Origin of the sequence: Pseudomonas tohonis (assembly GCF_012767755.2) — a bacterium.
Taxonomy (GTDB): domain Bacteria; phylum Pseudomonadota; class Gammaproteobacteria; order Pseudomonadales; family Pseudomonadaceae; genus Metapseudomonas; species Metapseudomonas tohonis.
Genome location: NZ_AP023189.1, coordinates 3,948,025 through 3,974,270 on the forward strand (window position 1 = coordinate 3,948,025; position 26,246 = coordinate 3,974,270).

General features: G+C 68.0%; 29 protein-coding genes. 15 read left to right on the top strand and 14 right to left on the bottom strand.

Annotated elements, in window-relative coordinates:
- Positions 1–30: 30 nt before the first annotated feature.
- The 4 genes from HSX14_RS17860 (at position 31) to HSX14_RS17875 (ending at position 2,361) form a co-directional block, all read left to right on the top strand.
- Positions 31–1,104, top strand: coding sequence for a M28 family peptidase (locus HSX14_RS17860; protein ID WP_173177312.1), 1,074 nt, complete (start codon positions 31–33; stop codon positions 1,102–1,104).
- Between the two features lie 65 nt (positions 1,105–1,169).
- On the top strand, positions 1,170–1,403 hold the full coding sequence (locus HSX14_RS17865) for a hypothetical protein (RefSeq protein WP_173177314.1): 234 nt from the start codon (positions 1,170–1,172) through the stop codon (positions 1,401–1,403).
- Between the two features lie 114 nt (positions 1,404–1,517).
- Complete coding sequence (locus HSX14_RS17870; RefSeq protein ID WP_173177316.1) at positions 1,518–1,832, top strand: hypothetical protein; 315 nt, start codon at positions 1,518–1,520, stop codon at positions 1,830–1,832.
- 16 nt (positions 1,833–1,848) lie between these two features.
- Positions 1,849–2,361 (top strand): HhH-GDP family DNA glycosylase, encoded by a 513-nt coding sequence (locus tag HSX14_RS17875; protein WP_373874734.1) that lies wholly within the window; start codon positions 1,849–1,851, stop codon positions 2,359–2,361.
- A gap of 1 nt (position 2,362) precedes the next feature.
- Here the strand turns inward: HSX14_RS17875 and HSX14_RS17880 are convergent, their stop codons facing one another.
- Both HSX14_RS17880 and HSX14_RS17885 read right to left on the bottom strand, forming a co-directional pair.
- Positions 2,363–2,710, bottom strand: a complete 348-nt coding sequence (locus HSX14_RS17880) for a YgaP family membrane protein (RefSeq protein WP_173177318.1) — start codon at positions 2,708–2,710, stop codon at positions 2,363–2,365.
- A gap of 29 nt (positions 2,711–2,739) precedes the next feature.
- Positions 2,740–3,048 carry a DUF2061 domain-containing protein gene (locus HSX14_RS17885; protein WP_173177320.1) on the bottom strand — a complete coding sequence of 103 codons (309 nt, stop codon included), beginning with the start codon at positions 3,046–3,048 and terminating at the stop codon, positions 2,740–2,742.
- Between the two features lie 168 nt (positions 3,049–3,216).
- Between HSX14_RS17885 and HSX14_RS17890 the strand changes: the two genes are divergently transcribed.
- Positions 3,217–3,723, top strand: a complete 507-nt coding sequence (locus tag HSX14_RS17890; protein WP_173177322.1) for a DUF4142 domain-containing protein — start codon at positions 3,217–3,219, stop codon at positions 3,721–3,723.
- 273 nt (positions 3,724–3,996) lie between these two features.
- On the opposite strand, the gene HSX14_RS17895 is transcribed toward HSX14_RS17890, so the two are convergent.
- From HSX14_RS17895 to HSX14_RS17910, 4 genes are all read right to left on the bottom strand, one after another.
- Complete coding sequence (locus HSX14_RS17895) at positions 3,997–5,163, bottom strand: zinc-dependent alcohol dehydrogenase (protein ID WP_173177324.1); 1,167 nt, start codon at positions 5,161–5,163, stop codon at positions 3,997–3,999.
- A 160-nt stretch (positions 5,164–5,323) separates the two neighbouring features.
- Positions 5,324–5,794, bottom strand: coding sequence for a PA2171 family ribosome-binding persister protein (locus HSX14_RS17900; RefSeq protein WP_111262545.1), 471 nt, complete (start codon positions 5,792–5,794; stop codon positions 5,324–5,326).
- 192 nt (positions 5,795–5,986) lie between these two features.
- Positions 5,987–6,538 carry an ATP-dependent Clp protease proteolytic subunit gene (locus tag HSX14_RS17905; protein ID WP_173177326.1) on the bottom strand — a complete coding sequence of 184 codons (552 nt, stop codon included), beginning with the start codon at positions 6,536–6,538 and terminating at the stop codon, positions 5,987–5,989.
- A 50-nt stretch (positions 6,539–6,588) separates the two neighbouring features.
- Complete coding sequence (locus tag HSX14_RS17910) at positions 6,589–6,777, bottom strand: hypothetical protein (RefSeq protein WP_173177329.1); 189 nt, start codon at positions 6,775–6,777, stop codon at positions 6,589–6,591.
- A gap of 193 nt (positions 6,778–6,970) precedes the next feature.
- Between HSX14_RS17910 and HSX14_RS17915 the strand changes: the two genes are divergently transcribed.
- From HSX14_RS17915 to HSX14_RS17925, 3 genes are all read left to right on the top strand, one after another.
- On the top strand, positions 6,971–7,222 hold the full coding sequence (locus HSX14_RS17915) for a hypothetical protein (RefSeq protein WP_173177331.1): 252 nt from the start codon (positions 6,971–6,973) through the stop codon (positions 7,220–7,222).
- 10 nt (positions 7,223–7,232) lie between these two features.
- Entirely contained in the window at positions 7,233–7,445 is a 213-nt protein-coding gene (locus tag HSX14_RS17920; protein ID WP_173177333.1) for a hypothetical protein, read from the top strand.
- 149 nt (positions 7,446–7,594) lie between these two features.
- Positions 7,595–8,230 carry a hypothetical protein gene (locus HSX14_RS17925; protein ID WP_173177335.1) on the top strand — a complete coding sequence of 212 codons (636 nt, stop codon included), beginning with the start codon at positions 7,595–7,597 and terminating at the stop codon, positions 8,228–8,230.
- 7 nt (positions 8,231–8,237) lie between these two features.
- Here the strand turns inward: HSX14_RS17925 and HSX14_RS17930 are convergent, their stop codons facing one another.
- Positions 8,238–9,128 (bottom strand): LysR family transcriptional regulator, encoded by an 891-nt coding sequence (locus HSX14_RS17930; RefSeq protein WP_173177337.1) that lies wholly within the window; start codon positions 9,126–9,128, stop codon positions 8,238–8,240.
- 128 nt (positions 9,129–9,256) lie between these two features.
- On the opposite strand from HSX14_RS17930, the gene HSX14_RS17935 reads away from it, so the two are divergent.
- On the top strand, positions 9,257–10,663 hold the full coding sequence (locus HSX14_RS17935) for an MFS transporter (protein WP_173177339.1): 1,407 nt from the start codon (positions 9,257–9,259) through the stop codon (positions 10,661–10,663).
- Between the two features lie 12 nt (positions 10,664–10,675).
- Here HSX14_RS17935 and HSX14_RS17940 read toward each other — a convergent pair whose 3' ends face one another.
- A complete protein-coding gene (locus HSX14_RS17940) occupies positions 10,676–11,293 on the bottom strand; it encodes a TetR/AcrR family transcriptional regulator (RefSeq protein ID WP_173177342.1) in 618 nt (205 codons plus the stop codon).
- A gap of 95 nt (positions 11,294–11,388) precedes the next feature.
- Between HSX14_RS17940 and HSX14_RS17945 the strand changes: the two genes are divergently transcribed.
- Positions 11,389–12,006: an NAD(P)H-dependent oxidoreductase gene (locus tag HSX14_RS17945; protein WP_173177344.1), complete on the top strand. Its 618-nt coding sequence runs from the start codon at positions 11,389–11,391 to the stop codon at positions 12,004–12,006.
- 411 nt (positions 12,007–12,417) lie between these two features.
- Positions 12,418–13,863, top strand: coding sequence for a SulP family inorganic anion transporter (locus HSX14_RS17950; RefSeq protein ID WP_173177346.1), 1,446 nt, complete (start codon positions 12,418–12,420; stop codon positions 13,861–13,863).
- A gap of 197 nt (positions 13,864–14,060) precedes the next feature.
- On the opposite strand, the gene HSX14_RS17955 is transcribed toward HSX14_RS17950, so the two are convergent.
- Both HSX14_RS17955 and HSX14_RS31420 read right to left on the bottom strand, forming a co-directional pair.
- On the bottom strand, positions 14,061–15,113 hold the full coding sequence (locus tag HSX14_RS17955; protein WP_173177348.1) for an NAD(P)-dependent alcohol dehydrogenase: 1,053 nt from the start codon (positions 15,111–15,113) through the stop codon (positions 14,061–14,063).
- A 24-nt stretch (positions 15,114–15,137) separates the two neighbouring features.
- Positions 15,138–15,260, bottom strand: coding sequence for a hypothetical protein (locus tag HSX14_RS31420; RefSeq protein WP_271103180.1), 123 nt, complete (start codon positions 15,258–15,260; stop codon positions 15,138–15,140).
- A gap of 907 nt (positions 15,261–16,167) precedes the next feature.
- Here HSX14_RS31420 and HSX14_RS17960 point away from each other — a divergent pair.
- Positions 16,168–17,424, top strand: coding sequence for an OprD family porin (locus HSX14_RS17960; RefSeq protein ID WP_173177349.1), 1,257 nt, complete (start codon positions 16,168–16,170; stop codon positions 17,422–17,424).
- A gap of 801 nt (positions 17,425–18,225) precedes the next feature.
- Here HSX14_RS17960 and HSX14_RS17965 read toward each other — a convergent pair.
- Positions 18,226–19,419 carry a GGDEF domain-containing protein gene (locus tag HSX14_RS17965; protein WP_173177351.1) on the bottom strand — a complete coding sequence of 398 codons (1,194 nt, stop codon included), beginning with the start codon at positions 19,417–19,419 and terminating at the stop codon, positions 18,226–18,228.
- Positions 19,420–19,539: 120 nt separating this feature from the next.
- Positions 19,540–20,643: a DUF2855 family protein gene (locus tag HSX14_RS17970; protein ID WP_173177353.1), complete on the bottom strand. Its 1,104-nt coding sequence runs from the start codon at positions 20,641–20,643 to the stop codon at positions 19,540–19,542.
- 195 nt (positions 20,644–20,838) lie between these two features.
- Between HSX14_RS17970 and HSX14_RS17975 the strand changes: the two genes are divergently transcribed.
- Complete coding sequence (locus HSX14_RS17975; RefSeq protein ID WP_173177355.1) at positions 20,839–21,570, top strand: carbon-nitrogen hydrolase family protein; 732 nt, start codon at positions 20,839–20,841, stop codon at positions 21,568–21,570.
- A gap of 51 nt (positions 21,571–21,621) precedes the next feature.
- Positions 21,622–22,272 carry a tetratricopeptide repeat protein gene (locus HSX14_RS17980; RefSeq protein ID WP_173177357.1) on the top strand — a complete coding sequence of 217 codons (651 nt, stop codon included), beginning with the start codon at positions 21,622–21,624 and terminating at the stop codon, positions 22,270–22,272.
- Here HSX14_RS17980 and HSX14_RS17985 read toward each other — a convergent pair.
- A complete protein-coding gene (locus tag HSX14_RS17985; protein ID WP_173177359.1) occupies positions 22,235–22,756 on the bottom strand; it encodes a hypothetical protein in 522 nt (173 codons plus the stop codon). The two genes, HSX14_RS17980 and HSX14_RS17985, sit on opposite strands and share 38 nt — an antisense overlap.
- Before the next feature lie 64 nt (positions 22,757–22,820).
- A complete protein-coding gene (locus HSX14_RS17990; RefSeq protein ID WP_173177361.1) occupies positions 22,821–24,035 on the bottom strand; it encodes a sugar transporter in 1,215 nt (404 codons plus the stop codon).
- 699 nt (positions 24,036–24,734) lie between these two features.
- Between HSX14_RS17990 and ppnN the strand changes: the two genes are divergently transcribed.
- Positions 24,735–26,117, top strand: coding sequence for a nucleotide 5'-monophosphate nucleosidase PpnN (gene ppnN, locus HSX14_RS17995; protein WP_173177363.1), 1,383 nt, complete (start codon positions 24,735–24,737; stop codon positions 26,115–26,117).
- Positions 26,118–26,246 lie beyond the last annotated feature (129 nt).

Below are 26,246 nucleotides of genomic sequence, written 5' to 3' on the forward strand. Positions count from 1 at the left end.
TCACGGCCCCGCGGAACAGGGAAAACGATCATGCACGACGGCATCACAGGCAGCGGTAACCGGCTGCTCGACGACCTCCTCATGGCGAGGGGGCCGGGTGGCCAGGAGGCCGAGGTACGCGCGGTGTGCCATGCCGAACTGACCAAGCACTGCGACCGGGTCTGGACCGACCCGGCCGGCAACCTGGTGGGGATCATCCAGGGCACGACGCCCGGCCAGGGCGCCACCAACGACGGGGTACTGGTCATGGCGCACCTCGACGAGATCGCCATGGTGGTCAAGCGCGTGGAGCCGGATGGCACGCTGCGCGTCGTGGCGCTGGGCGGGGCCAACCCGGTGAACTTCGGCGTCTGCCCGGTGGACATCCTCACGGGGGGCAACGTGCTGCGCGGCGTGCTGTCGTTCGGCTCGATGCATGCCACCCGCGAATCGCCCCAGGGCCAGGACGTGCAGTCGGGTGCGGTGCACTGGAAGGACGTGCACGTCATCACCCGCATGAGCGTCGATGCGCTGCGTGAGGCCGGGGTCAGGCCCGGTACGCGCGTGGTGCTCTCGCAGCACTGGCGCACGCCATGGCGGGTCGGCGATGCGGTCGCCGCGCACTTCCTCGATGACCGGGCTCCACTGCTGGCCTGCCTGGAAGCGGCAGCGCTGGTGGCCAGCAGGAAGCAGGAGCTGCATCGCGACGTCTACTTCGTCTTCACCACCCAGGAGGAGGAGTCCAACGCCGGCGCGATGTATGCCGCGCGAGCACTGCCCGGCGACACCACCATCGCCGTCGAAGTGGGGCCGGTGATGGCGGAGTACGGTACGCGTCTCTGCGCCGACCCGATCATCAGCACAGGTGACATGAAGGCCTATTACACGCGGGCCGTCGCCGAACAGCTGCAGCGCGCGGGCGAGCGCTGCGGCTACGACCCGCAGTACGCGCTGCTGCTGGATTTCGCCTCGGACGCGAGCGCCGTGCTCGCCAGCGGCCTCTGTGCCCAGGCCGGCTGCATCGCGATCCCCACGGAGAACACCCACGGCTTCGAGATGGTGTTGCTGGAGGGCATCAGCGCCTGTGCCAGGACGCTGTCCCATTACCTGGTGGAAACGCACTGACCGGCTGCCCGACCGCGGGCCCAGTGGCGTCTATGCTTGGATTTCCCCAGCCAGCGGAGAGCGACATGACCAAGGACGAGATGAAGGCCCGCCTCAACGACGCGATCCAGGCCACCCTCGAATCCCAGCGCGGCGGCCCCTTCCCCGCTCGCCAGATCTCCTACTCCGTGGCCATCGGCATGGCGGCGGCCATGCAGCTGTGCGAGCTGGTGGAGGGCGAGGAGTACGGCCACATCATCCAGCGCATCACCGCCAGCATCGAGCACGATTTCGCCAAGGCGGCCGAGCCCAGATCCTGATCATCGGGACAGCCGAATTTTTTCTGCAACATTCTCCTGATCGTCCGCTCTATAGCGCAGTCCGCCCCCTTCCATGGGTTTCTGCACGTTGGATATCTGCAATCAGGAGGAGATATGGATTGGCTCATCAGCTATCTCGATGCTGAAGGTCAGGAGAAGTCCGTCACCGTTCGTTCGAACCACCTGCCCAACCACAAGACGGCCGCACGCTGCGTGGTGGAGCATGCCTATGGCGACGCACCGCCGAGGCCGCTCGGCAACCTGTCCGCCGTGGCCTGGCTCGCTGCCTGCGGCCTGGAGATCCGCGACATCAGCCTGATCCGGGATGACCGCCCGGGCCCGCAACCCCTCACCTTCTCGCGCCCCAAACCCTACTTCCGCCAGAAGCCCCGCACCGAGCAGGAACAGCCGGAAGAACCCGCGTCATAGCGCCCCCGTGCCGGAGGTGCCGCCGCGCCTCCGGCCTGCCCGTCGATCGGCTCCAGCGAGGTGTCCCCTGGCCGCAAAATCCGTCACCGCCCGCCAGCTCGGCCTGGACCAGGGGCTCGCCCGGGGCGAGGAAGGCGCGCTGTTCAAATGGCTGATCGCCGCCTTCCTGTTCGGCAAGCCCATCCAGCAGTCCGTCGCCGAGCGCGCCTACCGGGTGATAGTCGAGGCGAACGGGCGCGATACGCCGCGCACGCTCGGGGGCAGCAGCCACGCCGACCTGGTGCGCATGCTCGGCCAGGCGCGCTACGTGCGTTACGACCGCTCCACGGCCGAGCGCCTGCGCGCGCTGTGCGGCAGGCTCGACGACGAATACGGCGGCCGGGTCCGCGCCCTGCTGGAGCGCAGTGCCGACCAGGGCGAGTTCGAGCAGCGGTTGCTGGCGTTCGAGGGAATCGGCCCGAAGACCGTCGAGATATTCATGCGCGAAGCCGGCCCTGCGCTGTTCGGCGGGGCCGGCGACGCGGGCTGACTCAGGGCGAGATCGGGTCGCTCGCGGGGAAGGTCTCTTCCACGGCGTTGTCCACCTTGGCCTCCAGCTCGCGCTGGCTGCGCAGCGGGTGATCCTCGATGCGCGGCAACGCCGCACGCAGGGCCGCCACGCGCTGGCGCAGGTATTCGAGCTCGGTCTCGGGGTCGATCACCAGGCCCTTGACGCTGCAATGGCCGCTGACGCCGCGCAACAGCAAGGCGGCGCCGCCGAGCGCCTTGATCACGCCCGGGGCGCCGCCCCGGTAGACGCCCGAGGCGATGGAAAGGACGCCGGCGGCGACCGAGAGGGCGCGTTCGACGCCGTGGACGTTATGGGTCTGAAGGTGCATGGGGTGGGTCTCCTGATGGTTGCGCGGCGTCAGCGCGAGGCGCGCCGCAGGTCTCTGGAAAGGTTGCCGTGGCCGTGGCCCTTCTGCGGCGTCGCGCGAACGCCGAAGCGTTGCCAGACCCGCTCGTGGAAATAGAAGGCCACGGTGTTGCAGGCCGGCTCGATGAGGGCGATGAGCCCGCCGGTCAGCACGCTCCCGGTCAGCAGGTAGGCCACGGTGAAGGCGATGGCGAAGTGCAGCACGGCGAAGCTCAGGGTCTTGGCCAGCGGCTGGTTGCCAGGGGGCGGCAGCGGCCGGCTGCGGGCCGAGTGCGTCGTGCGTTGGTTGCGTATCGCCATGGGGGTCTCCTGCTTGCGGGTGTCTCCATGGTTTGGAAGGGCGAAGGCCCGGGAGAGGTTCAGGAAATCGGTCGGGTGGCAGGCCGCGTGGCGCTCATCCAAAAAGTGCAACTTTCCGCCGGGTCGCCGCTTCTACAACCCTGTAACCCTCAACCCCTGGAGATCACCATGAGACTCAACCGCCTCGCTCTTCCCGCCCTGCTCTGCGCCACCCTCAGCACCCCGCTCCTCGCCGCCGACAAGGTCGATGCCGATGACTTCGTCGACGAAGCCAGCGCGGGCGGCATCGCCGAGATCGAAAGCGGCAAGCTGGCCCTGGAGAAGTCCACCACGCCCGGCGTCAAGACCTTCGCCCAGCAGATGATCGACGACCACAGCGCGGCGAACCGCGAACTGGCGGTGATCGCCCGCGAGAAGAAGCTGGAAGTGGCGACCGAGGCCGAGCTGATGAACAAGGCCAAGGCCCTGATCCTGAAGCTGCGTGACGGCGAGGACTTCGACGAGGCCTACGCCAACAACCAGGTGGTGGCCCACGAGAAGACCGTCGAGCTGTTCAAGGAAGCCGCCGCCTCCGATGACAAGGAGATCGCCGCCTTCGCCAGCAAGACCCTGCCCAAGCTGGAGCATCACCTGCAGATGGCGCGCGACCTCGCCGCCACGCACAAGAAGCCCTGAGGCGACGGCCTGCTCCACTCGCCTTTAGTGGGTCCCCGCGTTCGTCTTCAGTAGGTCCCCGCGTTCGCGGGGATGACGAGGCATGCGCACATACGCCTCGAAGCCGCCACCCTGCGTACGCCATCCACGCTCTCCTTTAGTGGGTCCCCACGAACGCGGGGGCCCACTGAACGCAGGCGGTGGAGGCACGCGCGCAACGGGACCGGGCACAGGGTGGACAACGCTTCACCTGTCCACCCTCGGAGCCCGATCCGGCACCTGATGCGCTCGGGTCTACGGGCGCAGGATCACCTTGCGGCAGTCGTCCTCGGCCTTGTCGAACAGGCGGTAGCCCTCGGCTGCATCCGACAGGTTGAGACGGTGGCTGATGATGATCTCGGGATTCAGGTCGCCCTTCTGGATGTGTTCGAGCAGGTCGGGGAGCAGCGGGTGGACGTGGGTCTGCCCCATCTTGAAGGTCAGCCCCTTGTCGAAGGCGTCGCCGAAGAGGAAGCCATGGATGAAGCCGGCATACACGCCCGGCACGCTGACGGTGCCACCGCGCCGCACGGCGGCGATGCACTGGCGCAGGGCGACGCCGCTGCTGGCTTCGAGCTTGAGGGCGGTGAGTATGGTTTCGGTGGTGCTGCCCTTGGCTTCGAAGCCCACGGCATCGATGGCGGCGTCCACGCCGCGGTGGCCGGGCGTCTGTTCGATGATGGCCTCGGCCGGGTCGTCGATCTCGTCGAAGTTGATCGGGATCACCCCGTAGGTGCGCTGCGCGTAGGCCAGCCGATAGGCGTGCTGGTCGACCATGAAGATCTGCTCGGCGCCGAGCATGCGCGCGCAGGCGGCGGCCATCAGCCCCACCGGCCCGGCGCCGTAGATGGCCACGCGGCTACCCCGGCCCACGCTCGCATTGATCACCGCCTGGTAGCCGGTGGGCAGGATGTCGGTGAGGAACAGCACCTGTTCGTCATTCAGGGCATCGGGGATGCGGAAGGGGCCGGTGTTGGCCTTGGGCACCCGCACCAGTTCCGCCTGGCCGCCCGGGAGGCCACCGTAGAGGTGGCTGTAGCCGAACAGCGCAGCCCCGGAAGGAATCTGCTTCTTGTTGAGGATGGCGCCGCGCCCCGGGTTGGTGGTCTCGCAGGCGGCGTGCAGGTTCATCTCGCAGAAGAAGCAGCTGCCGCAGGCGATGACGAAGGGCACGATCACCCGGTCGCCCCGGCTCACGGCCGTGACCGCCGGGCCCACCTCCTCCACCACGCCCATGAATTCGTGGCCGAACACATCGCCGTGTTTCACCTGCGGGATCTTGCCGCGATAGAGGTGCAGGTCCGAGCCGCAGATGGCGGTGGCGGTGACCCGCAGGATGATGTCGTCCGGCTCCTGGATGATGGGGTCGGGGACGTTGTCGACGCGAACGTCATGGCTGCCGTGATAGGTGAGAGCGCGCATGGTGGACCTCCGAAGCGTGTGGGCATTCATAGGTCCGAAAGGGGAATGGGCGAGGTGTTCAGGGTTTCGGGACGAACGGTCCGGGGGCGGGAAGGCGGGGCCGCTGCGCTGGCACGGCGCGCGCAGCCGGGCCCGGAGCAGGTCCGGGCCCGGCCCCGGGTCAGGCGGCCTTGCCTTGCAGGTCCTGCTTCATGGACTTCTTCAGGGCCTCCATCTCCGCGCCCAGCTCGGCGAGCTTCTGCTTGCCCAGCAGCTTGGCGGCCTGGGGAAACATCTCCTTCTCCTCTTCCTCGATGTGGTGTTCCAGCAGCTCCTTGAGCACCTTGGCGCGGCCGGCGAATTCCACGGAGGACGGCGAGGTCTGCTTGAGGTCCGGCAGCACCAGGGAGTCCACGGTGCGGTGCTCCTCCTTGGCCTCGGCCGACATCACGGCCTCGTCCTTGCCCCCGGCGGCCTTGTAGGCGGGGTAGAAGATCTGCTCTTCGATGGTGGTGTGGACCAGCAACTCGATCTCGATCTTCTGCAGCAGTTCGGTGCGGGTCTTGACCCCGCGCTCGGTGGTGCTGCCGAGGCGTTCGAGAAGGGCTTTAACGGTGACGTGGTCCTGCTTGAGCAGTTCGATTGCATTCATGGTCGTGTCCTCATCGGTTGCGGAGGCCGGTCCGTGCCGGCGCCTCTCCTAATGACTGACGCGCGTGCGGCGAAGCGGTTCAAGCTCTTTTCGGGGGCTGGGCGGGCTGCCTGGCGGCTGAAGCCGCCCTGCAGGTGCGGTGCAGCCGGCCGTGGGTCGGGTGCGACCCGACGGGCCCGGGCACGACGCGATTCAGGAATGGATCGACGAGCTCACCGCGTCCGCCGCCATGCCCAGGCAGTCGATCTCGTGGATCATCCCGGTGGCCAGCGCGGCTTCGGCATCGAGGATGCGCGGCGCGGCCTTGAGGTAGTCGAGGATGTCCAGCGGCTCGGCCGCCATGGGCGTGCGCTCGGCGACGATGCGCGCATAGAGGTGCAGGTCGTAGTCCAGGCTCATGGCGTATTCCGACATCCGCGCGTGGTCCACCGAGCCGTTGAGGTTCCAGTGGAAGGGGTGGAAGAGGAACTTGCTGTGCTGGCACGCGCTGCGTCGCTCGCCGGCGAGGAAGATGATGTTGCCCATGGACTCCACCGTGCCCAGGTTGTGGGTGCGCACGGGGATGGGCAGCGAGATGAGGAAGTTGTACAGGGAGAATCCGTAGCTGCACTCGCCGCCCATGGTGGCGATCTTGATCACCAGCTCGTCGGCGCCCTGCTGCACGGCCTGGGTGCAGCGCTCGATGAGCTGGCCGCTGGTGGTGGAGTTGATCGGCGCGGTGAAATGCACGATGTGGCTGGCCATGGCTGCCCTCCTTTCTTGGCGGTGGTCACGGGTCACTCACGCGTGAGCGCTCAGCGTGGCGGGCTGTCCGGGGCATCGGTGGTGGCCGGCCGGTCCTCGGTGGAGGGGGTGCGCGGTGCCTGCCAGTCCGGGTGCAGCTCGGCGGGTATGCCTTCGCGCTCCCGGGTGGGCGGTTCACGGTCGGCGGTCGGGCTCGATTCGACGCAGCGGTTGTCGGTGTTGCGGGGTAGGTCGCTCATGGTCGGCTCCTGTGGACGGGGGGCTTCGGTGGATGACGTCGGTGGATCGTCGTCTTCGGTGGAGCCGCGACCGCCGCTGGTTGTTCCACCAATCCGTTGACCGGCGACGGCGGGCCGGACCGATCATCCCGTCACCTGAACTCCCCCGGATCGGCCGCAGTCATTCCAGCATCCCCCCTCGGAGGACCCCACCATGCACACGCACTATGAAGGCCTGGCCACCCTCGTCTACGTCCCCGGCAACACGGGCTCGTCGAGCATGCCGACCGCCAGCAGCGCCGCCGTGGTGCTCGACGAAACCATCCCCGGCATCTTCAGCGTCACCTGCGACCTCGACCTGGGCGATGCCGACGAGCTGCGCATCACCCTGCCCAACGGACGCAGCGTCGAGGGCGTGATCACCTACAAGGATGGGCGCACGCTCAACATCGTGACCCGCAGCTGAGGATCGGCACATGAATCCAGCGCGCACAGCCGCCTTGCAGGAAGCCTTGTGGATCGCCCTGGAGGCCACCCTGGCGGCCGCCGAGGAAGCGGGGATGGAGCGCGAGCAGCTGCTCGCCGCCGCCCGGGGCATCGCCGCCTCGGCAGTGAAGGGCGGCTCCGGCCAGGCCGAGGCGCTGATCGCCCAGGCCGCCTTGCGCCGGCACATCGGCCAGCGGGCCTGAGCGGCAGCCCCCGGGGCGCCCTCAACAATTGACGCGGTGCCAATAAATTCCTTGAGCAGGGGGCGCGGATCGTGGTGTCTTGCGCCTGGAGCGGAGCGGTGGATGGCGCCCGGCTCGGGGATGGATGTGCACGGGCGGAGAACCGAAACGTGGTAGCTGGATATCTTGGGCAATTCCTGGCGATCGCCAACGACCCCTCGCGCAGCTGGGCGAACCGGCTGGCGGCGATGCGCATGGCGCTCAGGAAGGCCACGCAGCAGCACGAGCAGCAGCAACGCGAACTCTGGAGCCGGCGCCGCAGGATGCGCCAGCACCTGCCCTTCACCCGCACCCTCCTCAAGGAACTCGAAGCCGCGCAACACGAACAGCTGGCCACCTACCAGGCGCTGCTGCGCTCGGCCGGCAGCCTGCTGGTCGCCAGCGAGGCGCAGGTGCTGGACGCCCTGGGCAGGCAGCGCCTGCTGGACCTGCTCGGGGTCAACCCGGTGCACCGGCGGCGCATCCCCGGCAACGTCGAGCGCCTGCTCTGCGCCGTGGTGCTGCAGGGCCTGGAGGACAGCGCCCGGCAGTTCAGCGGGCGACGCTTCCCTGGGCCCCGGAGCGGCCCCCTGGCCCGCGCCTTCAACGAAGTGATGGCCTGCGCCACCCTGCAGAAGCTGCGCAACAGCCGCGGCCAGGCCTGCCGCGCGGCGAACGCCCCGTCGCAGCGGCACGCCGAATACGCCACGCCGGTGCTGACGGTGCACAACGCCGACGGCAGCCGCCAGGTCTACCCGCTGCGCTGAGACCCGTTCACGCCGCGCATACCTCCCTCACACAGGCCCGCAACCAGCGATGCGCCGGGTCGGCGTCCATCCTCGGGTGCCAGAGCATGGAGACCTGGATCGGCGCGACGTCCAGCGGCAACGGGAAGCTGAACAACCCGGCCCGCAGGCTGCCGCTGTGGCGCTCCGGCACGGTGGCGATCAGATCGGAGGCGCGGGCCAGCGCCAGGGCCGCCGAGAAGCCGCCCACCAGGGTGACGATGTCCCGCGCGAGGCCCGCAGCCTTCAGCGCCTCGTCCACCGGGCCACGGTCCTTGCCGCGTCGCGACACCAGCACATGGCGCCCGCCGGCATAGCGCTCGGCGGTGATGGCGCCACGGGTCAGCGGGTGGCCCTCGCGCACCACGCCGACGAAGCGGTCCTGGAACAGCGCTCGCGTGCGGATCTCGGGGCCGGCATCGGCGCCCACCACGCCGGTGTCGAGGTCGACGCTGCCGTCGCGCAGGGGCGCGCTGTCCTTGTCGGTCTTGGTCACGAAGCGCAGGCGCACGCCCGGTGCCTCCTCGCCGATGCGCCCAACCAGCGCCGGGCCGAAATTCTCCACGAAGCCGTCGCCGACCCGCAGGGTGAAGGTGCGCGCCAGGCGCTGCAGGTCGAGGTGCTCCACGGGGCGCAGCACGCTCTCGACGCCGAGCACCAGCTGGCTGACCTGCTCGCGCAGCTCCAGCGCCCGGGGCGTGGGCACCAGGCCACGGCCGGCGCGGACCAGCAGCGGGTCACCCAGGGTCTCCCGCAGCCGCGCCAGGGCCCGGCTCATGGCCGAGGGGCTGAGGTGCAGGCGCTTGGCGGCACGCGCGACGCTGCCCTCGGCGAGCAGCACGTCCAGGGTGATCAGCAGGTTGAAATCGGGATGGGTCATGGGTGGAAAAACTAGCATGCCGCCGCCGGGACATGGCGCCCGATGCATGAATAAAGTGCAAATGCTGCGCCTTCCGCCATACCAGCGAGGCGAACACACTGCGGGCGACCCACCACTGGAAGAGCGCCATGCACTCCACCACCGCAACATCCGCCCCCTCCGAACGAACCACCGGCTCGAAATGGGCACTGGCCAGCCTCGCCCTGGCCACCCTGCTCGCCTCGCTCGGCACCAGCATCGCCAATGTCGGCTTGCCGACCCTGGCCGATGCGTTCGGAGCCCCCTTCCAGGACGTGCAGTGGGTGGTGCTCGCCTACCTGCTGGCCATCACCACGCTGAGCGTGGGCGCGGGCCGCCTGGGCGACCTGCTGGGCCGCCGGCGCCTGCTGCTGGCGGGCCTGCTGCTGTTCACCGGCGCGTCCCTGCTGTGTGGCCTGGCACCTTCGCTCGGCTGGCTGATCGTCGCCCGCATCCTGCAGGGGCTGGGGGCGGCGACGATGATGACCCTGGCGATGGCGCTGATCGGCGAGACCGTGCCGCCCGGGAAGAGCGGCAGCGCCATGGGCCTGCTCGGCACCCTCTCGGCCATCGGCACCGCGCTGGGACCCTCGCTCGGTGGGTTGCTGCTCGCCGGGCCCGGTTGGCGGGCGCTGTTCCTGGTCGGCCTGCCGCTGGGCCTGCTGGCCCTGGTCCTCGCCTGGCGCCATCTGCCCGCTGAGCGCGCCGGCACCGCAGGCGTCGCCCGCTTCGACCTCCCCGGCACCCTGCTGCTGGCCCTGACGCTGGCCGCCTATGCGCTGGCCATGACCCTGGGGCGCGGCCGCTTCGGCACGCTCAATGGCGCCTTGCTGCTGGCGGCGTGCCTGGGCCTGGCGCTGTTCGTCCGCGTCGAGATGCGCAGCGCCTCGCCGCTGCTGCGCCTGGCGATGATCCGCGATCCCGTGCTGTGTGCCGGGTTGGCCATGGGGGCGCTGGTGAGCGCGGTGCTTATGGCGACGCTGGTGGTCGGGCCGTTCTACCTTGCCGGTGCCCTGCGCCTGGCGCCGGCCCAGGTGGGGCTGGCGATGGCCTGCGGGCCGCTGGTGGCCGCGCTGATGGGCGTGCCCGCCGGCCGCCTGGTGGACCGTCTTGGCGCCGGGCCCATGGTCCGCCTCGGCCTGCTGGGCATGGCGCTGGCCACCCTGGCCCTGCCGCTGCTGCCGACGGGCCTGGGCGCGCCGGGCTACATCCTGCCGCTGGCCGGGCTGACCGCGTGCTATGCGCTGTTCCAGGCGGCCAACAACACCCGGGTGATGGCCGAGGTGCCGGCGGAGCGGCGCGGCGTGGCCTCCGGCCTGCTCAACCTGTCGCGCAACCTGGGGCTGGTCACCGGTGCAGCGGCCCTGGGCGCGGTGTTCGCCTTCGCCACGGCGAGCGACGACATCAGCCACGCCACGCCGGAGGCCATCGCCGCCGGCATGCGCGGCACCTTCCTCGTCGCCCTGGGGTTGATCCTCCTCGCCCTGGCGATCGCCCTGGCCGGGCGCCGGCGCTGACCCCGGCCCCGGTCAGCGCGTGCTGCGCTGCACCAGGCCGATGAGGGTGGCGAAGAGTTCGTCCTCCGCCTGTGCCGGGGTGATCTCCTCGGCCGCGGCGGCATGGGACAGCGCCTCGGCCGCCCCGAGCATCGCGCGCAACCCCGCGGCGCCGATGGTGCCCTGGCCAATGAAGGGCGTGAGCACGGCGCGGCACTTGTCGAGGAAGATCACCTCGTACTCGCGCTTGATCCGCTCCAGCTCCGGCGAGCCGGCCAGGGCGGCGGCGACGCCGGGGATCTCGCGCCCCTGCTGCAGCACGCAGGCGACGTAGGACGAGGCGATGACCCGGGCGATGCCCTCGAGCGTCGGCTCGGCGACGTCCAGCGCGGCATCCATGACCGCGGTCTGGCGCGCGTCGTAATCCTGGTAGAGCACCGCCAGCAGCCCCTGCCGGGTGCCGAAGTGGTCATAGACCACGGGCTTGGTGACGCCCGCCAGTTCGGCCAGGCGGCCGAGGGTCAGCGCATCGCTGCCCTCCTCCCGCACCAGGCGCCAGGCCACGTCCAGCAGCTGTTTCTGACGCTCCTCGCGGGACAGCCGGCGGCGCGGCTGTGCGGTGGAATCCCGTTCCTGCTCATCGCTTGACATGAATAACCTACCAAAAGTAACTTACCAGCCGTAACTTACTGAAAGTATATAAGCGCTTTCAGCCACCCCGCAATCGAGCCCCGGGAGGTTCCGTCATGCAAGCCCTCATCGTCGTCGCCCACCACGATCCCGAATCCCTGACCCACGCCATCGCCGCCGAGGTCGCACGGGGCGTGGCCGAATCCGCGCCCGGTAACGGCAGCCAGATCGCCGACCTGTTCCGCGAGGGTTTCGACCCCCGCTTCAACCCCGCCGACCACGCCGTGCACCGCCACCAGGCGACGCCGCCGGCGGATGTGCTCGCCGAGCAGGCACGCATCGACGGCGCCGATGCCCTGGTGCTGGTCTACCCCGTCTACTGGTGGTCGATGCCCGGTTTGCTCAAGGGCTGGATCGACCGCGTGTTCAGCAACGGCTGGGCCTTCGACTTCGTCCTCGACCAGCGCTTCGATAAGAAGCTGCAGCACCTGAAGGTGCATCTGCTGGGCATCGGCGGTGCGGATGCCGGCACCTTCGAGCGCCACGGCTACCGGGCGGCGATGAAGGCACAGATCGACCACGGCATCTTCGATTATTGCGGCGCGCAGGTGGTCAGCTCCGAGCTGCTGCTGGAATCGGAAAGCCGCGACCCGACCGAGTACCTGCAGGCAGCACGCCGCCTCGGCCAGTCGTTGTTCGCCCAGGCGCCGGCGGCGCGCGCCGAGGAGGCCTGAGGCTCAAAGGCGGCCCCCACCTGCCGGGGCGATTTGTAGGGGCGACTTCAGTCGCCCAGCAGGCCGCAGGACTGCCCCAGCTCCGAGTATCCATGCGACCCCGCTGGTGGATGAGAAGAGCGCCATCCACCCTACCCACCGGTGGGCAGCGTGGCCGCGTTGGGCGGGGTGCCATAGGTTGGCGCCAAGCGCAGCGAGGCCCGACAGGCACCCCCTGTGGGAGCGGCTTCAGCCGCGAAGGACTCGCCGCCGGCACCTGGCTGCGAATCGTCGGATGTTCCATCGCGAATGGATTCGCCCCCCACGGCATGGGCGGCGGTTTGGAGACCCGGGCCGAGGCAACTGGCCCGGGCGCGGGAGTTTCCGTAGAATCCGCCGCCCTCCTCCTGTCCCGCACTGCCCCGGTAGCCCATGAAACCAGCCCGCATCCGCGCCGACGTCCTGGCCGGCCTGACGACGTCCTTCGCCCTGGTGCCCGAGTGCATCGCCTTCGCCCTGGTGGCGCACCTCAACCCGCTGATGGGCCTGTATGGCGCGATCATCATCTGCACGCTGACGGCGCTGTTCGGCGGCCGGCCGGGCATGGTGTCCGGGGCCGCCGGCTCCATGGCCGTGGTGATCGTCGCGCTGGTGGTGCAGCACGGCGTGCAGTACCTGCTGGCCACGGTGCTGCTGGGCGGGGTGATCATGATGGCCTTCGGGCTGCTGCGCCTGGGCAAGCTGGTGCGCATGGTGCCGCACCCGGTGATGCTCGGCTTCGTCAATGGCCTGGCGATCGTCATCGCGCTGGCCCAGCTGGAGCATTTCAAGACGGGCGAGGCCTGGCTGTCGGGCAAGCCGCTGGCGACCATGCTCGGCCTGGTGGCGCTGACCATGGCCATCGTCTACCTGCTGCCGCGCCTGACCCGCGCCATACCGCCGGCCCTGGCGGCGATCCTCGGCATCGGCCTGCTGGCCCACTTCACGGGCCTGTCGACGCGCACCCTCGGCGACATGGCGCACATCGCCGGCGGCCTGCCGACGTTCGCCCTGCCCGAGGTGCCGTGGAACCTGGAGACGCTGCGCATCGTCGCCCCCTATGCATTGCTGATGGCGATGGTCGGCCTGCTGGAGACGCTGCTGACCCTCAACCTCACCGACGAGATCACCGAGAGCCGCGGCTACCCGGACCGCGAGTGCGTTGCACTGGGCGCGGCCAACATGGCCTCGGGCCTGTTCGGCGGCATGGGTGGCTGCGCGATGATCGGCCAGACGGCGATCAACCTCGGCTCCGGCGGCCGTGGCCGGCTCTCCGGCGTGGTGGCCGGCGGCATGATCCTGCTCTTCGTCCTGTTCCTCTCGCCGCTGATCGAGCGCATCCCGCTGGCCGCGCTGGTGGGCGTGATGTTCGTGGTGTCGCAGCAGACCTTCGCCTGGGCCTCGCTGCGGGTGCTGCACAAGGTGCCGGTCAACGACATGCTGGTGATCATCGCGGTGACGGTGATCACCGTGCTCACCGACCTGGCCGCCGCCGTGATGCTTGGCATCGTCATCGCCGCCATCAACTTCGCCTGGCAGCACGCCCGCGAGCTGTACGCCGACAGCCACCTGGAGGCGGACGGCAGCAAGCGCTACCAGGTTCACGGCACGCTGTTCTTCGCCTCCACCACGCCCTTCCTCAATCAGTTCGACCCGGCGGGCGACCCGGCCCAGGTGACCCTGGACTGCCGCCACCTGAGCTTCGTCGATTACTCGGCCATCGCCGCGCTGATGACCCTGCGCGAGCGCTATGGCAAAGCCGGCAAGCACCTGCGCGTGGTGCACCTGTCCGAGCGCTGCAAGCAGCTGCTCAAGCGGGCGGGTGTGCAGCACGGGTGAACCCTTCGCGAGCAGAGCTCGCTCCTTCGGTGGAAAGGCGTCTGCCGGGAAGTCGGCGTACACCCTTGGCACGGATGTAGGAGCGAGCTCTGCTCGCGAAAGTGACCCAAAGCGACATGAAAATGCCCGGCCACCGCTGATGCGATGGCCGGGCATTTTTCTGTGCCTGGGCCTTGCGGCTCAGGCTGGTGCGTCGATCAACCCGCCTCGGACAGCGAGGCCATGTCGATCACGAAGCGGTAGCGCACATCGGATTTCTCCATGCGCTCGAAGGCTTCGTTGATCTGGTCCATGCGGATCATTTCGCAGTCCGGGAGGATGTTCTTGCGGGCGCAGAAGTCGAGCATCTCCTGGGTCTCGGCGATGCCGCCGATGGGCGAGCCGGCGAGGCGGCGGCGACCGAGGACGAAGGGGATGGTCAGCTGTTCGTCGATGGGGCCGATCTGCCCGACTATCACCAGGGTGCCGTCGATGTCCAGCAGCGCCATGTAGGGCGAGACGTCATGGCGCGAGGGCACGGTGTCGATGATCAGGTCGAAGCTGGACTGGGCGGCGCTCATGGCCTTCCTGTCGGTGGACACCAGCAGGCGGTCGGCGCCCAGGGCCCTGGCATCGTCGGCCTTGTCGGCGCTGCGGCTGAGCACGGTGACTTCGGCACCGAGGCCGACGGCGAGCTTGACCGCCATGTGGCCGAGGCCGCCGAGGCCGATCACGCCCACGCGGCTGCCGGGGCCGACGTTCCAGGTGCGCAGCGGCGAGTAGCTGGTGATGCCGGCGCACAGCAGCGGCGCCGCCTTGGCCAGGTCGAGGCCTTCCGGCACGCGCAGGACGAACTCCTCGCGCACCACCAGGTGCTTGGAATAGCCGCCGAAGGTGACTTCCTTGGTGATGCGGTCACGGCTGTTGTAGGTCTGGGTGTTGCGCTCGCGGCACAGCTGCTCCTCGCCCTTGCGGCACTGGTCGCACTGCATGCAGGAATCCACCATGCAGCCCACCGCCACGTTGTCGCCGACCTTGTAGCGCGTCACCGCCGGGCCGACCTCGATCACCCGGCCGATGATCTCGTGGCCGGGGACGATGGGGTACAGGCTGAAGCCCCAGTCGTTGCGTGCCTGGTGCAGGTCGGAGTGGCAGACGCCGCAGTAGAGGATTTCCATCGCCACGTCGTTGGGGCGCAGTTCGCGGCGCTCGAACTTGAAGGGTGCGAGCGGTGCAGCGGCGGTCTGCGCGGCATAACCGATTGTGAACATGAGCAGTACTCCAGGGGTTGAGGATCAGCCGACGCGTCGGCCTTCGATGGGATAGGCGGGATCGGAATAGCCGGGGGTCGAGGCGTGCCCGGTGGCCACCAGGCTTGAGACGTTGAGGGCGCTGCGCCCCAGGTTGCGGTAATCCATGGGAGTCTCCATCCGGACCAGGCTGGAAAGGGTAGATCAGCGGAGGGTGCGATCAATGCGATGGGGCCCTGAATCAGGCCAGGAGCGAAGATTAAGCGTCGTCGGGGCCTGTCCGGTAGTCGACTACTCCGGCGTGATTGCCCATTCCTGCTATTCGTCGAAAGCCCTGTAAGGTGCATTCCAGAGCGCTCCCCGCCTTGCCTGATACTGCAAGGGACACCCTGGGCATTCGCCGTGTCGATGATGGGGCATCAGCCCCGGCCGGGTATCCGCTGCAATCTGGCGCGGCGCTGCCCCAGGCACCTAGGGTGGAGCCGATCCGCCCTGCCCCGCCAGGCAGCGAAAAACCTGGTCATGCGGTTAGCTTGTGCGGCGCCCTGCCGCATGCCGGAACGCCGATCCACAATCGGAAATCCGCCGTTTATATGGGCCGTATACCGGACACTTATTGCACGCCAAGAGGCACTTGTGCAATTGCCCGATACTGCACTCTTTGAACTTCCAGACGCAGGCAATCACAATTTGGACTGTATAAATCGCGAACAAAAAAAAGCCGCTTCAAGAGAAGCGGCAAATAAACCAAAGGATGATGAACTGGAGCAAGGCGCCACTCCGACAACCTGCTGGAGCTGCGCCCTGGGGAATTCATCGGCGCCAGAATACTCGCCGCGTACAATCGCAAATTATTAATTTCATTGATAATAATCATCAGCTCCAACAGTTACGAATTGCTTGCGCGCGCGTGTTAACTGTCGCCCGGCTACCTGTTCCGCGAACATTCAAATTCATAATGAGTTCGCACGGTCGTCAGCGGGAAACTACAGTTCCCGCACGGACGTCAATGGACCAAGTGGTTTCTTCCTGCCGACTCCAAGCACTCCAAAAAAACCAATATCTGGGAGCATCCATGCATAACCGAAACTATATAGCCGCCGCCTGCACGCTGCTGTCCCTGGGTATCGCCCAGGCCCATGCCAGCGAGCAATCCGACGCCAAGGGCTTCGTCGAGGACGCCAGCCTGAAGGTCCTGCTGCGCAACGCCTATTTCAACCGTGACTACAAGGACAAGACCAACGACGCCAAGGTCTGGGGCCAGGGCTTCATCGGTACCTTCGAGTCCGGCTTCACCCAGGGCACCGTCGGCTTCGGCGTGGACGCCTACGGCCTGCTGGGCATCAAGCTCGACAGCGGCCGTGGTCGCAACTACAGCGCCTTCTTCGACACCGACAGCGACGGCCACCCGGTGGATGACCTCTCCGAGGCCGGTGGCGTGATCAAGCTGCGCGTCTCCAACACCGTGATCAAATACGGCAACCAGTTCCCATCCCTGCCCGTGCTCGCCTATGACGACAGCCGCCTGCTGCCGCAGGCCTTCACCGGCACCCTGGTGACCAGCAAGGAAATCGAAGGCCTGGAACTGAACGTCGGCCGCTTCACCGCCGACAGCCCCATGGGCGACCCGGCGCGCGACCCCAATCGCCTGAAGAGCATCGACGTGATCGGCGGCAGCTACGTGGTCAACGACGCGCTGTCGGTGGCCCTGTACCACTCCGATGTCGAAGACACCTTCAAGAAGTACTACGGCAACGTGAACTACACGATTCCGTTCAACGCGGAACAGGCCCTGAACGTCGACTTCAACATCTATCGCACCGACTACGACGACAACTCCGATGCCGCGCTGGACTTCGGCGGTGACGGCGACAACGACAAGAACACCCTGTGGAGCCTGGCCGCCAAGTACAGCGTCGGCGCCCACGCGTTCATCATCGCCCACCAGCGCAACACCGGTGATGCCGGCTACGCGTACGACTACGGCGACGGCGGCAGCACCATCTACGTGGCCAACTCCTACTACTCCGACTTCAACCTGAAGAACGAGCGCTCCTGGCAGGCGAGCTACGAGCTGGACTTCGCCACCTACGGCGTGCCCGGCCTGAGCTACAAGGTTGCCTACGTGCGCGGCAGCAACATCGAGGCCGGCGGCGAGAGCGACGGCACCGAGCGCGAGCTGTTCAACCAGTTCAAGTACGTGGTGCAGGACGGTCCGGCCAAGGACCTGTCGTTCAAGCTGCGCAACTCCATCTACCGTGCCGACAACAACGTGGGCCCGGACCTGAACGAAGTCCGCGCCTTCGTCGAGTACCCGATCAGCATCCTCTGATCGCCAGCACGCGCGCCGGGCAACCCGGCGCGCGCCCCCTCGCCCAGGCATTCCCTGCAGGAGCGGCTTCAGCCGCGAAAGACCTGCCGCCGGCACAAGGCTGCGAGTGGCCTGGTACCCCATCGCGAATGAATTCGCTCCCACAGATTCCAGCAAGCGCTTCGCGAGCAGAGTTCGCCCCTACGGGGCGTGCCTTGGCGCCGTGCCGCAGGTGGGCGCCGAGCGCAGCGAGGCCCAACGCAGCGATGTCCGGCCGTGGCAGGTGCTCCTTGTGGGAGCGGCTTCAGTCGCGAAAGACCCGTCGCCAGCATAAGGCTGCGAGTGGCCGGACATTCCCTCGCGAATGAATTCGCTCCCACAGATTCCAGCAAGCGCTTCGCGAGCAGAGCTCGCTCCTACGGGGCGTGCCTTGGCGCCGTGCCGCAGGTTGGCGCCGAGCGCAGCGAGGCCCAACGCAGCGATGTCCGGCCATGGCAGGTGCTCCTTGTGGGAGCGGCTTCAGCCGCGAAAGAACTGCAGCCGGCACAGGGCCTCCAGTGGCCGGATATTCCATCGCGAATGAATTCGCTCCCACGAGATGGGCAGGGACCTGTAGGGGCGACTGTAGGGGCGACTTCAGTCGCCAAGCAGGCCGCAGGACTGCCCCAGCTCCGAGTATCCATGCGACTCCGCTGGTGGATGAAAAGAGCGCCATCCACCCTACACACCGGTTGGTACCGTGGGTTCGAATTGGGCACGGCGCCGTAGGTTGGCGCCGAGCGCAGCGAGGCTTAACGCAGCGATGTAGCGACCGCCTGAGCCTCAGCAGAGCGTCATGGCCGCCAGGCAGGCACGGTTGCGGCCTTCCTGCTTGGCCCGGTAGAGCAGCTGGTCGCAACGCGCGAGCAGGTCCTGCGCCTTGCCCAGGCCCGCGCCGCTGGAGAGCGAGGCGCCCAAGCTGATGGTGTGGTGGCGCACGCCATCCGGGCGGTTGAGGTGCTCCATGTCCAGCCCCGCCACCTGCACCCGCAGGCGCTCGGTGATGGTTTCCAGCTCGGCCTGGCTGCTGACCTGCAGCAGGACGACGAACTCCTCCCCGCCGTAGCGGAAGACCTTCGCCTGGCCGTCGCGCAGGGTGTGCACCAGGCTGTCGACGACCTCGCGCAGGCAGCGGTCGCCGGCCAGGTGGCCGTAGTGGTCGTTGTACGGCTTGAAGTAGTCGATGTCCGCCAGCAGCAGCGCGAAGGGCCGGCCGTGCAGGCTCATCTGCTGCCAGTACTCCTCCAGCACCTGGTCGAAGGCGCGGCGGTTGCCGACCCCGGTGAGCGCATCGGTGCTCGCCAGCTCGTGCAGGCGGCCATTGAGCGTGGCCAGTTCGGCGCGTTGGCGGCGCGCTTCCTCGTCGGCGAGAAACGCCTGGCGCACGCCACGGATGGTGGTCCAGCTGATGAACAGGCTGAAGATCGCCACCGGCAGGTAGACCAGGGTGAAGATCAGCAGCGCCTTGGCATCGCCCGGGTGGATCAGCGCGACGTTGTAGAGGATCACCCCGGAGATCACCAGCGAGCAGGCCAGGATGCCCTTGAACGAATAGCGCACCCCCAGGTTGCCCAGCACGATGAACACCACCGAGGCATAGAGGAAGGTCGCGACGTCGGGCGAATCACTGCGCTTGAGCAGCTCGAACCAGGCGACGGTGGAAACGATGTCGTGCAGTGGCATGAGCATGTCCATCAGCAGCACGCTGCGGCTGTAGCGGAACACCAGGAAGATGTTCAGCAGCCCGAGCAGGCTGAGCAGGCCGCGGGTGACCAGCGACTCCATGGCCATGTCCGGGATCAGCAGCGCGTCGGCCAGCACGTAGGAGTCGTAGGCGATCATCGCGATGAAGTTGATCGCCAGCAGAAAGCCCCGGTAGTGCGTGAGCACAAAAGCCTTGTAGGCCGGCTCGAGCACGGCGGGGATGCGCCCGCGCAGGGGCCGGATCGGGACTGTCGGGGTCGCGGGAAGTGTCATGGGGCACTGAGCCTGGGCTGACGCCGGGACGGCGGTCATGGCAGTTGGCCAGTCTAGGGAGGCGCAGGACCGCCGTCTACTGGGGCGAGAATCGTTCCGCCCATGCCCGCACCCCGCCCCTTATTCCAGCAAGGACAGCACCACCCCCACCTGCGGCTCCAGCTGGCCCCGCAAGGCCGCCAGGTAACGCTCGCGCACCACCGGGGCGCCGTGGCCGTACTCGAAGATCAGCCACGAGCGGGCGAAGCCGTTGAAGGCCTGCCAGCGCTCGGCGAGCGTGCGGGCGAATGCCGCCGCCCCCCACAGCTGGTGCAGGCGCTTGCCCTCGTTGGGGGCGAAGAAGAACACCGGCTTCGGCCCCGGCAGCCCACCCGGCAGCGCCTGGCGCTGGTCCCAGTGGGAGGCACCGACCTGGCAGCTGTAGCGCAGCCCCGCCTGCAGGTGAGTGTGCAGGCGAGCGAGCAACGGGCTGTTGCCCGCCAGGTCGATCACCATCGACGGCACCTCGCCGGGCAGCGACTCCACCTCGCCGTACTCCAGCACCCGGTCATAGCAGCCCAGCCCGGCGGCGAAGGCGCGGTTGGCCGTCGAGGACAGGCCGATCACCTCGTAGTCCTGGCCCCGCTCGGCACGGTGCCGGCTGAGCAGGTAGGCCAGGCTGATGGCGGTCTTCGACGAGGCGCTGGTGATGATCACCTGCTTCGCCCCGAAGGCCTGGTTGCCGGCGACGAACTCGTCGAGCAGGAAGGCCGTGGTGAACAGTGGCCGCAGGAGCATCTGCGGGGCCTCGCTGTCGTCGCTGTAGAGCGGGTCGGTGGCGCAGTTCAGGTAGTGGTTGTAGATGGCCGGCAGGCCCTGGCGATGGGCGATGACATCGGTGAAACCCTGGGCATCGACCCGCCCCGGCTCCATCACCACATGGCTGGCCATGGGGTAGTAGCCGTAGAAGCGCTCGCCTTGGGCGACGCCTTCGCAGCGCGATCGCAGCACCACCGCGAAACCCCAGACCGGGATCAGCCCCTGGCCTTCCACCGTCGGGAAGAAGCGCCAGTAACCCATGGCATCGCCCAGCGCCGCATAGCTGACGTTGTTGGCGGTGAAGGCGAAGCGCTCGACGCCCAGCAGCACCTGCCCCGCGTCCAGCTCGACGGCCAGTTCGCGGCGGTGGGACTGGCAATCATCCAGCTGCGTGCGGTTGATCCGCAGTTCCTGATAGGTGCTCATGGGCGGTTCCTCGTGGGGGTGGGCGGCCAGCGGATGGCCAGTCTAGAAAGGCCCCCGGAGCGCGTCCAGCCGCTGCCGCTGATCAATCAGCCGCTGAATGACGAGCACGCGAGGCGGCCGCATGTCCATGGAAAAACCCTGGTGGCGGCCACGGCCAGCCTCTAGCATGGCGCCTTCATCCGCAGGAGCACTCCCATGAAGCTTTGCGCCGTTCAACTCTCGTCGATCACGGGCGACATCGAAGGGAACATCGGCAGGCATGCCGCCTTCATCCGCCAGGCGGTGGCACAGGGCGCGGCGTTGATCGTGTTTCCCGAACTCTCGCTGACCGGCTACGCCCCGTCCCTGGCGCGGGAGCTGGCGACCACGCCCGATGACCCGCGCCTGGCTGCTCTGCAACGGCTCAGCGACGAGCACGACCTGGTCATCTGCGCGGGGCTGCCGGTCACCGGGGCGCCACTGCCGCGCATCGGCATGGTGATTTTCCGGCCCCGGCAGTCGCGCAGCCTCTACTGCAAGCAGCGCCTGCACGCCGACGAGTTGCCCTGGTTCGGCCCCGGCGACGGCCAGGCGCTGATCCACCTGGGCGAGCACCGCCTGGCGCCGGCCATCTGCTACGAATCCATGCTCCCCGAGCACGCCGACGAGGCCGTCGCGGTGGGCGCCGACTGCTACCTGGTCAGCGTCGCCAAGTCCGCTGCCGGCATCGCCGCCGGGCAGCGGCACTACCCCGAAGTGGCTCGCCGCCACGCCATGCCGGTGCTGATGAGCAACTGCATCGGCCCGGTGGAGGACTTCCTCACCGCCGGCCAATCCGCCGCCTGGAACCGCCAGGGCGAGTGCCTGGGCACCCTCGTCGATGGGCAGGAAGGCCTGGTGCTGCTGGAGCTGGAAAGCGAACGCGTCGAGCTCGTTACCGGCCCCTGATGCTCCCGCTGCGGAGCGTGCAACAACCCTCTTTCAAACAAGGGAATTCCCATGTTCATCAGGAAGCTGATGCTGCTCGTCGCCGTTTCACTGTCGCTGCCGCAAACCGCCGTGGCCGGGGAGGACACGCCCATCATCGAGCGCATCGACGCCGAGGTCCGCGCCAATGCGCAATGGACCCAGGAGGCCGAGCAATGCCCGGCCGACCTGATGCCCGGGCACCGGGCACTGGAAATCGACGCCGATGGCTGCGATACCGCCGACCAGCTGGATGGCTGCCTCGCCCGCTGCACCGCCGGGGACGCCTACGCCTGCCTGCGCACGGCCGTAACCCTGCAGCGACTCGGCGGCGACCCCGCCGGCTTCGAACCCCTGTACCAGCGCGCCTGCAAGCTGGGCGCCGCCTCCGGCTGCACCAACCACGCCGCCGGGCTGTATCGCGCCGACATGCAGAACGAGCGCGTGCAAGCCTGTGCCGCCCGCAGCTTCACCAAAGCCTGCGACCAGGACGACCCCTGGGCCTGCACCATGCTCGGCATGTACCTGGCTCGCGGCATCGCCGTGAAGAAGGACCTGCCAAAGGCCCTGGAGGTGCTGAAGAAATCCTGCAAGCACGGCGAGGAAGACCCCGCCTGCAGCAACGCCCTGCAGCTCGGCGCGAGCATCAGGAAGACGCTGGATGAGGCCAGGCCGGCCGATTGACGACGCGTCCCGCCATGCCTGGGCCCACCGTTCTGCCCCCACAGCATGGGTTTCGCTTCGCTTTACGCCATCCTACGAGAGCTGCAGAGCGCGCAGCGATGTGAGGCGTGGAGCGACGCGGATAGACAGCTCGCCTACTCGCTGGGGAGGTGCCGGCCGTGCTTGGCGCCGAGCCTGTCGACGTACGCCACATCGCTGTCGCACAGCTGGTAGCCCGCCATGAAGCCGTCATGTCGATATCCGCGCCTTCGGCAGCGGCGTAGCGGGCCTCGTCATAGGCGGGCAGTTGGTAGTGGGCGAGGAACTCGGTGATCAGCGCCTCGCGCCGGGCATCGCCGACGTCATGACCACCGTCGTAGAACAGCCGGTCGATGCAGGACACCGCGCCCTGGTAGCGCGACTGGGCCGCATCGAGGGTGGCCGCCGACACGGCGGCGGGCAGCAGCAGGAAGCCGATCGACAGCAGCGGGGAACGAAGCGCCATGGGGGAGTCCTTTCGGTGAGGGTGATGAAGGCGCCACCCTAGCAGGCGCCGCAAGAACTCACCGTTAAACCGGTCCCCTTCCCTTCAGCGCCTCGGCGAACCTCCAGCAGGCGAACGCCGCCAGCAGCAGGCCGACCATGGCGAGCACTGCACCGGCATTGCCCACCTGGCGCAAGGCGATGTGCTGGCTGACCAGGCTGCCCAGCAGCGCGCCGCCGCCGATGCCGACGTTGTACAGGCCGGAGAACAGCGCCATGGCCACGTCCGTGGCATCCGAGGCCAGGCGCAGCACGCTGGATTGCTGGGCCAGGCCGAAGCACATGATCGCCATGCCCCAGAGCAGGCTCATGCCCAGCAGCCAGCCATGGTGCTGGGCCAGCGGCAGGAGCAGCAGGAGGCTCGCCGCCAGGATGCCCACCGCCACCAGCAGCAGGCCCCGGGGGAAGCGGTCGCTGTAGCGGCTGAAGAGGATCGAGCCGAAGACACCCGCCCCGCCGGAGAGCAACAGCAGCACGGTGGTCATCTGCCCGCTCATGCCCGCCACGTCGCGGGAGAAGGGCTCGATGTAGCTGTAGGCGGTGAACTGCGCGGTGATCACCAGCACGGTGAGCACGTAGAGCGCCACCAGCGGCGGGCGCTTGAGCAGGATGGGCAGGCTGCGCAGGGAGCCGGAGTTCTGGCTCGGCAGCAGCGGCAGGGTGCGCGCCAGGCACAACGCCGTCAGCACCGCCAGGCCGGCGATGGCCAGGAAGGTGGTGCGCCAGCCCAGGGCCTCGCCCACCACGCGGCCGAGGGGGATGCCCAGGACCATCGCCATGATGGTGCCGGTGGCCAGCAGCCCCAGCGCCTTGGCCTGCTTGCCCGGTGGCGCCACGCGCACCGCCAGCGAGGCGGTGATCGACCAGAACACCGCATGGGCGAAGGCGATGCCGATGCGGCTGAGCATCAGCACGCCGAAGCTCCAGGCCACGCTGGACAGCAGGTGGCTGGCGATGAACAGCACGAAGACGAACACCAGCAGCTTGCGCCGCTCGATGTTGCGGGTCAGCAGCATCAGCGGCAACGAGGCCAGGGTCACCACCCAGGCGTAGAGCGTCAGCATCAGGCCGACCTGGGCGGTGGGCATCTCGAAGCTGCGGCCGATGTCGCTGAGCAGCCCCACCGGGACGAATTCGGTGGTGTTGAAGATGAAGGCGGCCAGGGCCAGGGCGATCACGCTCAGCCAGCTGCCGGCACGGGGTTCGGGGGACGGTTCGAGGACGGGACGTTCAGGGCTCAAGGGCTGTTCCGGGGCTGTGGCTGGAGTCGGGACAGGGTCGATGCGCCTCCACCGCGCATGCCAGTGACCACCCGGGAAGCAAGGCACGGGGCGGACGGCTGCGGCAGGGTTTGTTGTTGGAATGGGAGGGGGTACGGCCTGGAAGCGGCGATTCTACGCCTCCAGCGGCCCTGGCACCACGGCGGATGACCGGCGGGTCGCAGGAGTGGACCGGCGAGTGGTGGGAGCGGTTTCAACCGCGATGCCTGGCACCGGCATCTTTCGCGAATGAATTCGCTCCCACGGTGAAGTCGCCTGCGGCGCCGAGTGGCGGCAGACCGCGCCATGCCACCGCACGGGCATGACCGTTGTGTAGGGTGGAGGTCGCTTTTTACCTCCACCAGGGGGAGTCGAACCCGGCACGCCGGCGTGCATGGGAGTGCGCTTCGATGGGTTTCGCTTCGCACGCGGAACACCGCCGATCGGCCCTGCGAAAGCCGACGACCACGGAGCAGATCGCACAAAACGCTTGTCAGAGCTCCTGGGTTCCCGCTATTACGCGAATCCACCTTTTTGCGGAGCGCCGGGTGGCCGTGCCGACGGCACACCCCCGACACGCCACACGACCGCCGGAGCCACGACGCATTCAGCGCCCGGCGCTCATCACCCCGATGCGGGGGCCGAGCGGCCCGCCCGACATCGCTTTTCATGGAACAGAGAATGCCCCCGAGACACGTAGTCAACGCCGAAGTCAGCCCCAAGGGCAGCCTGGAAACCCTCTCCCAGCGCGAAGTGCAGCAACTGAGCGAAGCCGGTTCCGGCAGCATCTACACGCTGTTCCGCCAGTGCGCCCTGGCCATCCTCAACACCGGCGCGCACATCGACAACGCCAAGACCATCCTCGATGCCTACAAGGACTTCGAGGTGCGCATCCACCAGCAGGACCGCGGCGTGCGCCTGGAACTGCTCAACGCCCCGGCCGACGCCTTCGTCGACGGCGAGATGATCGCCAGCACCCGCGAGATGCTCTTCAGCGCCCTGCGCGACATCGTCTACGCGGCCAGCGAGCTGGACAGCCTGCGCATCGACCTGGAGAGCTCCCAGGGCATCACCGACTACGTCTTCCACCTGCTGCGCAACGCGCGCACGCTGCGCCCGGGCGTGGAGCCGAAGATCGTCGTGTGCTGGGGCGGCCACTCCATCAGCACCGAGGAATACAAGTACACCAAGCGCGTCGGCCACGAGCTGGGCCTGCGCAGCCTCGACATCTGCACCGGCTGCGGCCCGGGCGTGATGAAGGGCCCGATGAAGGGCGCCACCATCAGCCACGCCAAGCAGCGCATCGTCGGCGGCCGCTACCTGGGCCTGACCGAGCCGGGGATCATCGCCGCCGAGGCGCCCAACCCCATCGTCAACGAACTTGTGATCCTGCCGGACATCGAGAAGCGCCTGGAGGCCTTCGTCCGCGTCGGCCACGGCATCATCATCTTCCCCGGCGGCGTGGGCACGGCGGAGGAGTTCCTCTACCTGCTGGGCATCCTCATGCACCCGGACAACCGCGAGCTGCCCTTCCCCGTCATCCTCACCGGCCCGCGCAGCGCCGAGCCCTACCTGCAGCAGCTGCACGCCTTCGTCGGCGCCACCCTGGGCGAGGATGCGCAGAAGCGCTACCAGATCATCATCAACGACCCGGCCGAAGTGGCGCGGCAGATGGCCCAGGGGCTGAAGGAAGTGAAGCGTTTCCGCCGCGAGCGCAACGACGCCTTCCACTTCAACTGGCTGCTGAAGATCGACGAAGGCTTCCAGCGCCCCTTCGACCCGACCCACGAGAACATGGCCGCCCTGCAGCTCAGCCGCTCGCTGCCGCCCCACGAACTGGCCGCCAACCTGCGCCGCGCGTTTTCCGGCATCGTCGCCGGCAACGTCAAGGACAAGGGCATCCGCCTGATCGAGGAACACGGCCCCTACGAGATCCACGGCGATGCGCAAGTGATGCAGCCGCTGGACCGCCTGCTCCAGGCCTTCGTCGAACAGCACCGCATGAAGCTTCCCGGCGGCGCGGCCTACGTGCCCTGCTACCGGGTGGTGGAAAGCAGCCGCTGAGGCACCGGCGCCAGACCATGTCGATATGACTGCGAAACGCTGTCGACCTGACGCAGTCATATCGATCTCGTAACGGCAACCTATTGATTAAAAAAGGCCTTTCGTCTGGTACGAGAACTGGAACTCCAC

Coding starts and splice junctions, on each gene's coding strand:
- HSX14_RS17860 (WP_173177312.1), top strand. CDS start 31: ATGCACGACGGCATCACAGGCAGCGGTAACCGGCTGCTCGACGACCTC.
- HSX14_RS17865 (WP_173177314.1), top strand. CDS start 1,170: ATGACCAAGGACGAGATGAAGGCCCGCCTCAACGACGCGATCCAGGCC.
- HSX14_RS17870 (WP_173177316.1), top strand. CDS start 1,518: ATGGATTGGCTCATCAGCTATCTCGATGCTGAAGGTCAGGAGAAGTCC.
- HSX14_RS17880 (WP_173177318.1), bottom strand. CDS start 2,710: ATGCACCTTCAGACCCATAACGTCCACGGCGTCGAACGCGCCCTCTCG.
- HSX14_RS17885 (WP_173177320.1), bottom strand. CDS start 3,048: ATGGCGATACGCAACCAACGCACGACGCACTCGGCCCGCAGCCGGCCG.
- HSX14_RS17890 (WP_173177322.1), top strand. CDS start 3,217: ATGAGACTCAACCGCCTCGCTCTTCCCGCCCTGCTCTGCGCCACCCTC.
- HSX14_RS17895 (WP_173177324.1), bottom strand. CDS start 5,163: ATGCGCGCTCTCACCTATCACGGCAGCCATGACGTTCGCGTCGACAAC.
- HSX14_RS17900 (WP_111262545.1), bottom strand. CDS start 5,794: ATGAATGCAATCGAACTGCTCAAGCAGGACCACGTCACCGTTAAAGCC.
- HSX14_RS17905 (WP_173177326.1), bottom strand. CDS start 6,538: ATGGCCAGCCACATCGTGCATTTCACCGCGCCGATCAACTCCACCACC.
- HSX14_RS17910 (WP_173177329.1), bottom strand. CDS start 6,777: ATGAGCGACCTACCCCGCAACACCGACAACCGCTGCGTCGAATCGAGC.
- HSX14_RS17915 (WP_173177331.1), top strand. CDS start 6,971: ATGCACACGCACTATGAAGGCCTGGCCACCCTCGTCTACGTCCCCGGC.
- HSX14_RS17920 (WP_173177333.1), top strand. CDS start 7,233: ATGAATCCAGCGCGCACAGCCGCCTTGCAGGAAGCCTTGTGGATCGCC.
- HSX14_RS17930 (WP_173177337.1), bottom strand. CDS start 9,128: ATGACCCATCCCGATTTCAACCTGCTGATCACCCTGGACGTGCTGCTC.
- HSX14_RS17935 (WP_173177339.1), top strand. CDS start 9,257: ATGCACTCCACCACCGCAACATCCGCCCCCTCCGAACGAACCACCGGC.
- HSX14_RS17940 (WP_173177342.1), bottom strand. CDS start 11,293: ATGTCAAGCGATGAGCAGGAACGGGATTCCACCGCACAGCCGCGCCGC.
- HSX14_RS17945 (WP_173177344.1), top strand. CDS start 11,389: ATGCAAGCCCTCATCGTCGTCGCCCACCACGATCCCGAATCCCTGACC.
- HSX14_RS17950 (WP_173177346.1), top strand. CDS start 12,418: ATGAAACCAGCCCGCATCCGCGCCGACGTCCTGGCCGGCCTGACGACG.
- HSX14_RS17955 (WP_173177348.1), bottom strand. CDS start 15,113: ATGTTCACAATCGGTTATGCCGCGCAGACCGCCGCTGCACCGCTCGCA.
- HSX14_RS31420 (WP_271103180.1), bottom strand. CDS start 15,260: ATGGATTACCGCAACCTGGGGCGCAGCGCCCTCAACGTCTCAAGCCTG.
- HSX14_RS17960 (WP_173177349.1), top strand. CDS start 16,168: ATGCATAACCGAAACTATATAGCCGCCGCCTGCACGCTGCTGTCCCTG.
- HSX14_RS17965 (WP_173177351.1), bottom strand. CDS start 19,419: ATGACACTTCCCGCGACCCCGACAGTCCCGATCCGGCCCCTGCGCGGG.
- HSX14_RS17970 (WP_173177353.1), bottom strand. CDS start 20,643: ATGAGCACCTATCAGGAACTGCGGATCAACCGCACGCAGCTGGATGAT.
- HSX14_RS17975 (WP_173177355.1), top strand. CDS start 20,839: ATGAAGCTTTGCGCCGTTCAACTCTCGTCGATCACGGGCGACATCGAA.
- HSX14_RS17980 (WP_173177357.1), top strand. CDS start 21,622: ATGTTCATCAGGAAGCTGATGCTGCTCGTCGCCGTTTCACTGTCGCTG.
- HSX14_RS17985 (WP_173177359.1), bottom strand. CDS start 22,756: ATGGCGCTTCGTTCCCCGCTGCTGTCGATCGGCTTCCTGCTGCTGCCC.
- ppnN (WP_173177363.1), top strand. CDS start 24,735: ATGCCCCCGAGACACGTAGTCAACGCCGAAGTCAGCCCCAAGGGCAGC.